Genomic DNA, 5,794 nt, shown 5'->3' on the forward strand with positions numbered 1-5,794 from the left:
ACACCGGGCCTTCATGTCTCCCGGTTCAGCCGAGGAGGTCCATCAGCATCTCCATGTCCACCGGGAACGGCTTCACCCGGCGGCCGGCCGGCGGCTCGGTGCCGTGCAGATGCCGGACGAAGTAGTCCCACTGCCGGCGCAGTACGTAGTGCATCCGGCCGTGGAAGCTGTGCTCCACACCGGGCACGATCAGCAGGTCGAAGTCCTTGTCCGCCTCGATCAGCGCGTCGACCAGCCGGGTCGTCAGATGCGGCAGGACGTTGTCGTCCAGCTCGCCGTGGACCAGCAGCAGTTTGCCGGTGAGATTGCCGGCCAGCTCCGGGTTGGACGTGCCGCGCAGCGACTCGTCGTTCAGGTCGCCCAGATACCACTCGGTCCAGGCCGCGAGGTAGTACCGCATGTCGTGGTTGCCGGCCAGCGCGACGCCCACCTTGTAGAAGTCCCCGTGCGCCAGCATCGCGCGGCCGGTCGCGAACCCGCCGCCGGAGATGCCGAACACGCCGACCCGGTCGGTGTCGAGCCACGGGTGCCGGACGGCGAGCTGCCGGATGGCGGCGATGTGGTCCTCCAGGGTTCCGGCGCCCGAGAGGTCTCCGTACGAATGATTGCGGAACGCCTCGCTGCGTCCGGGGGTGCCCCGCCCGTCGACCGCCACCACGGCGAAGCCGAGTGCCGCCATCGCCTCGGGCGGCCCGGTGAAACTGGCGGTGAAGCCGGACTCGACCCGGTGGAGCTGAGGGCCGGGGTAGGGGTTGTCGATGACCGGATAGCGCTGGGCGGGGTCGAAGCCGTGGGGGCGCCAGAGGATGCCGTGGATATCCGTGACTCCGTCGGCCGCCTTGACGGTGAACCGCTCCGGGGCGGTCCAGCCCTCGGCCGCCAGGGCCGTGACGTCGGCCCGCTCGACCTCCACCAGTACCGTGCCCGAGATATCCCGTACGACGGTCACCGGCGGGGTGTCCACGGTGGACGCGCTGTCCAGGAAGACCTCGCCCGAGGGGGAGGCGGTCACCTCGTGGTGGAGATCGTCGTCGGTGAGGCGGGTGAAACCGGTGCCGTCGAGGCCCACCCGGCAGAGCTGACGCGCGTACGGGTCATCCTTGACCAGGCCCGACGCCATGAAGAACACGGTGCGCGCCTGCTCGTCCACGTGCAGCAGGGAGCTGACCAGCCACTCGCCGCCGGTGATCCGGCCGGCGGGGGTGCCGTCCGCCCCGTACAGATAGAGATGGCCCCAGCCGTCGCGCTGGGAGAACCAGATCACCTCGCCGGAGTCGAGGACACGGGCCGGGGCCTTGTCCATGATGACCGCGGACGGGTCCACCCGGGTCGCCGAGGACTCCGACACCAGCGTGGTGGTCGCGCCGGTCTCCGGGTCCAGCCGGTGCATCGACAGCGTCTTCAGCCCCTTGGCCGCGCGCAGGAAGTGCACGCCCGAGCCGTCCGCGGACCAGCGCACCCAGTTGAGGGCTACCGGGGACAGGAAACCGATGTGGCTGGGCTCGCCCTGCTCGTGGACGACGGTGCGCGCGTCGATGTCCAGGACCGCGAAGGACAGGGTCGCGTGCTCCTCGTCCGTCGGCATCGCGTACCGGAAGCGCTGCTCAACCGGCCGCCCGCCGCCGCGCGGCGCCGCCTCGACCAGCACCTGCCCGGGCAGGTGGCGCTGGTCGGTGCGGTGCGTGAGAAGACGGGTGGAGTCCGGGGACCACACCGCCATCGGCGGCATCGTCACGCCGATGTTCCGCATGAGGTTCTGCGAGAGCGCCACATCGAGGTTGGAGCCGTAGTCGTGGTACTCCTCCCCGTCGGTGGTGAGGGCGAACTCAGCGGAGCCGTCGGCCGCACGCACCCGGATGTTGTGGTCGCGGGTGAAGGCGACCCACTTGCCGTCCGGGGACGGCAGCTCGCCCATCGCGACCGGGTGGCGGTCGTCGGCCTTCGTGCACACGCCGTCCGCGTAACGCCAGCGCGTACCGGCGGCGTCGAACTCCACGCCGTCGTCGCCGAGGTCGATGGAGGCGAAGGGGAGCCGCCCGCCGTCGAACGCGGTACCCGACGCCTCGGAGAGCGCGGCGGCGAGCCGTCCGTGGTCGAAGGCGTCCTGCCGGGTGCCCGCACGCGGGTCCACGACCACGAAGCGGCGGCCGTCGGCGGTCTCGGTGCGGTACCAGAAGCGGGTCCCGTCTGCGAGCCAGCCGGGGCGCACCTGCGCCCCTCTGACCAGCTTGGATCTGTTGTGCGGGAGCATCTGCTCGGCGCGGGCGTAGTCGGCGGCGGAGAGTGTCTTCTGCACAGCGCGGCCCTTCTCTGTTCGATCACTGCCTCTCTGGAGCATATTTAGTAGTCTACGTAATAAGCTAGGGCGCCGGCACAAATGCCCTTCTGTTGTTTTGTCGCTCCCCACGAAGCTCTCGTGGGTCTCGTGGGTCTCGCGGGACTCGCAGCTCTCGCAGGCCGCGTTTGCCGAAAGCCCGGCCGGTCGGCCCGTTCAGCAGGTATCCATGGCGTGTCACGGTCAATCCGCGTGGTGATCAGTCCGCGTGATGGTCAGTCCGCTGTGTCCGCCGATCCGAAGGGCCGCCCTGTGCAGTTACGACGAATAGCGCCTCTGCTGGCTGTGAGTGTGCTGGTGCCGCTGGTCCCGGCCGTTGCCGTGTCCCCGGCGGCTGCCGTGGGGCCTCTCGACGCGTACGCGCGGCAGCGAGTGGTGTGGCAGCGTTGCGGTACGGACACACCCGCCTCCTTCCAGTGCGCCACCGTCAAGGTCCCGCTGGACTACGCGCGGCCCGGTGGCGAGAGGATCGACGTCGCGATCTCCCGGATCAGGACCGGCGTCCCGGGCAAGCGCCGGGGCGTGCTGCTGCTCAACCCCGGCGGGCCCGGCGGCCCGGGGCTGAACGAGCCGCTGGAGATGGGCGCCCTGCTGCCCCGGGCGGTGAAGGACCGGTACGACCTGATCGGCTTCGACCCCAGAGGTGTGGGCCGCGGCTCTTTGCTCGACTGCTCGCTGACCCTGAACGAGATGGGGAGCTTCGACCGCCCGTACCGGGCGGAGACGTTCGCGGGTGATGTGGCCTGGGCGAAGGGGGTCGCGGACAAGTGCCGGGCGAAGGAGGGGGAGCGGCTGCGGCACTTCACCACCCGTAACACCGCCCGGGACATGGACCTGATCCGGGCCGTCCTCGGTGAGAAGAAGATCTCGTACGTCGGGTTCTCGTACGGGACCTATCTCGGCGCGGTCTACACACAGCTGTTCCCCCGCCGGGCCGACCGTATCGTTCTCGACAGCGCCGTCGACCCGGACCGGGTCTGGCGGGGGTTCATCCGGTCCTGGGCCGAGGGCACCGAGCCCGCCTTCGTCAACTGGTCGCGGTGGACCGCGCGCCGGGCCGGTGTCTACGGACTCGGCGACACCCCCGCCCAGGTCCGTGAGACCTTCTGGGAGCTGGTCGCCCGCGCCGACCGTACGCCCATCGAGATCGGCGGACAGCGGATCACCGGCGACGACATCCGCGCGGAGAGCCGGCTCTTCTTCAGCGTCCGCGAGGCCGCCGAGCAGGTGGCCGCGCTGAAGCGGGCCGCCGGCCGGGCGTCCGCGCCGGCCGCTGCGGAGTCCTCACCGGACGGCCTGGGGGCTGTGGAGCCTCCGCTGGGCGACCCGGCCGCTGTGAAACCCCGGCTGGGCGACCCCGCCGCTGCGGAACCCCCGGTGGACGACCCGGGCGCACAGGCCACCGCCGCCACCGCCTGGTCCATCTTCTGCGGTGATGACTCCGCGTCCTGGCCGGGGGACCCGGAGCGCTACCGGCGGGATGCCGTCCGCGCCCGGAAGAGCCTTCCGCTGTACGGGGACTTCGTCTCCACCATCACCCCCTGTGCGTTCTGGCCGAAGAGCGCCGAGCCCGTGACGGCCGTCCGCAACACGGTCCCCGCACTGATCATCCAGAACGAGTGGGACCCGGCGACCACCCTGCCGTCGGCGCTCGGCGCACATCGCGCGCTGAAGGGTTCGAAGCTCGTCACGGTCAGAGGCGGCGAGGGACACGGCGTCTACCGGTACGCCCCCAACGCCTGCGCCGTCGAAGCCGCCGACACCTACCTGGCCACCGGCCGTCTCCCGGCGCGGGACCTGGTCTGCCGGGCCGATCCGGCTGAACCGGCTGATCCGGGTGGACCTGCCGATCCGGCCGATCCGGGCGGGCCTGCCAGGTCGGGCGCGATGCCCTCGTCAGGGTGAACCGGCGATCCGGATCGGCCAGTACGGCCGAATCCGTTCAGGGCGGGCAGATCTTGGACACGCTGTGTAGGTGAGAGTCACACTCAGCGTGGAGGTGCATGGTTCATGGTGGCGCGACCAGCGGAGCGGCTGCGGGCGGCCGAGGAGGTCATCGACCAGCTGCGGACTGAACTGGACGGACTGGGGGTGGCACTGCCGTCGTTGCGGATCGACCCGGTGTCCCTCGCCAGCGAGCACCCCTATCCGCTCGTTGATCTCGGGCGGTGCAATCTCGACACGGCGATGCGGCTGACGGCCGTACTCCACGGCGTCCGCAGCGGATGAACCCGTGGGCGGGCGGGGTGTGCCGGGAGGGAAATCCCGATGCGCTCCGCCCGCCGTGCGGCGAGACTCGGACGTATGACGGACAAGACCACCCGACGCAATCCCGACGTCAGCCGAAGCAACCCCGGTATCACCCGGATCAACCCCGACCAGCTGCACAAGACCCCCGGCTACCACCACATCACCGTTGTCGAAGCGGGCCGTACGGCCTATCTCGCCGGTCAGTGTCCCCTGGACGCGTCCGGTGACCTCGTCGGCGACGGCGACCTCAACGCCCAGATCGACCAGGTCGCGGCGAACGCCTTCGCCGCTCTGGGCGCGGTCGGCGCCACGCCGGCGGATGTGGTCCGCTCGGTGATCTATGTCGCGAGCGATGACGCCGAGGCCCTGGCCGCCGCCTGGTTCCGGCTCAACGACTCACCCATCGCGCCCGCGTTCACCACCGCCAGCACCCTGCTGGGCGTGGCGCAGCTCGGCTTCCCCGGTCAGCTCGTCGAGGTCGACCTCACGGCGGCGCTCGGGGCCTGAGCCGACAACGCGGCGACGGCGCCCCCGGCCGGATCACGGGCCAGCTCCCCGGTACGCGTCCGCCCCGGGCGCTCATGCACACACACCTCCGGCCGCGCAAGTACCCGTTGGCAGTTCTCCGGGCCGCGCGGTGTACGCCGTACGAGAGGTGGTGGCCCAGCCGGGTGGCGGACGCGGCCCGACCGGGCCCACCGGCAGAGTGATCCCCATGAGCAGTGATCACCAGGAGACCCCCGCCCCCGCCCCCGCCCCTGTCGAACCGGACTGGACCACCGTCGGGATCCTCGGGTCGGCCCGGGGCGCCAGGTCAGGCGCCGGGGACTCGATCGGTACCGAGCATCTGCTGGCGGGTGTGACCGACAGCAAGGGGGAAGCGGCCGACGCGCTCGCCGGCGCCGGGGTGACCAGGAAGGCGCTGCTGGCCGTTCTGCGCGACCGGCTGGACCGGCCCGGTGCCTGGACCGGTACCGATGACGCGGACCGGAGCATCGAGTCCCGGTCCCGGGACGTGCTCGGGGAGGACGGCGACAAGGGCATCCGCCTCACCGGCGCGGCGGCGCGGGCCCTGCGCACCGCGATGGCGCAGGCACGAAGGGAGGGGGCGAAGAAGCTCACCGCCGAACTCCTGCTGCGGGGGCTGCTGTCCCAGGAGGACAGCCGCGCCGCCGAGGCACTGCGGATCTGCCGTACCTCCCCGGCAAC

5 protein-coding genes are annotated in these 5,794 nt (G+C 71.2%); 4 read left to right on the forward strand and 1 reads right to left on the reverse strand.

The window, feature by feature from the left end:
• Positions 1 to 25: 25 nt before the first annotated feature.
• A complete protein-coding gene (locus ACWF94_RS31195; RefSeq protein WP_453496001.1) occupies positions 26 to 2,296 on the reverse strand; it encodes a DPP IV N-terminal domain-containing protein in 2,271 nt (756 codons plus the stop codon).
• A 291-nt stretch (positions 2,297 to 2,587) separates the two neighbouring features.
• Here ACWF94_RS31195 and ACWF94_RS31200 point away from each other — a divergent pair, with 291 nt between their 5' ends.
• From ACWF94_RS31200 to ACWF94_RS31215, 4 genes are all read left to right on the forward strand, one after another.
• Complete coding sequence (locus ACWF94_RS31200) at positions 2,588 to 4,240, forward strand: alpha/beta hydrolase (RefSeq protein WP_453496003.1); 1,653 nt, start codon at positions 2,588 to 2,590, stop codon at positions 4,238 to 4,240.
• 105 nt (positions 4,241 to 4,345) lie between these two features.
• Positions 4,346 to 4,564, forward strand: coding sequence for a hypothetical protein (locus ACWF94_RS31205; RefSeq protein ID WP_453496005.1), 219 nt, complete (start codon positions 4,346 to 4,348; stop codon positions 4,562 to 4,564).
• Positions 4,565 to 4,639: 75 nt separating this feature from the next.
• Positions 4,640 to 5,092 carry a RidA family protein gene (locus ACWF94_RS31210; RefSeq protein ID WP_453496008.1) on the forward strand — a complete coding sequence of 151 codons (453 nt, stop codon included), beginning with the start codon at positions 4,640 to 4,642 and terminating at the stop codon, positions 5,090 to 5,092.
• 208 nt (positions 5,093 to 5,300) lie between these two features.
• Positions 5,301 to 5,794 (forward strand): Clp protease N-terminal domain-containing protein (locus ACWF94_RS31215; RefSeq protein WP_453496011.1); only part of this gene is annotated, 494 nt, incomplete at its 3' end.

It is taken from the genome of Streptomyces sp. NPDC055078, from assembly GCF_053607985.1.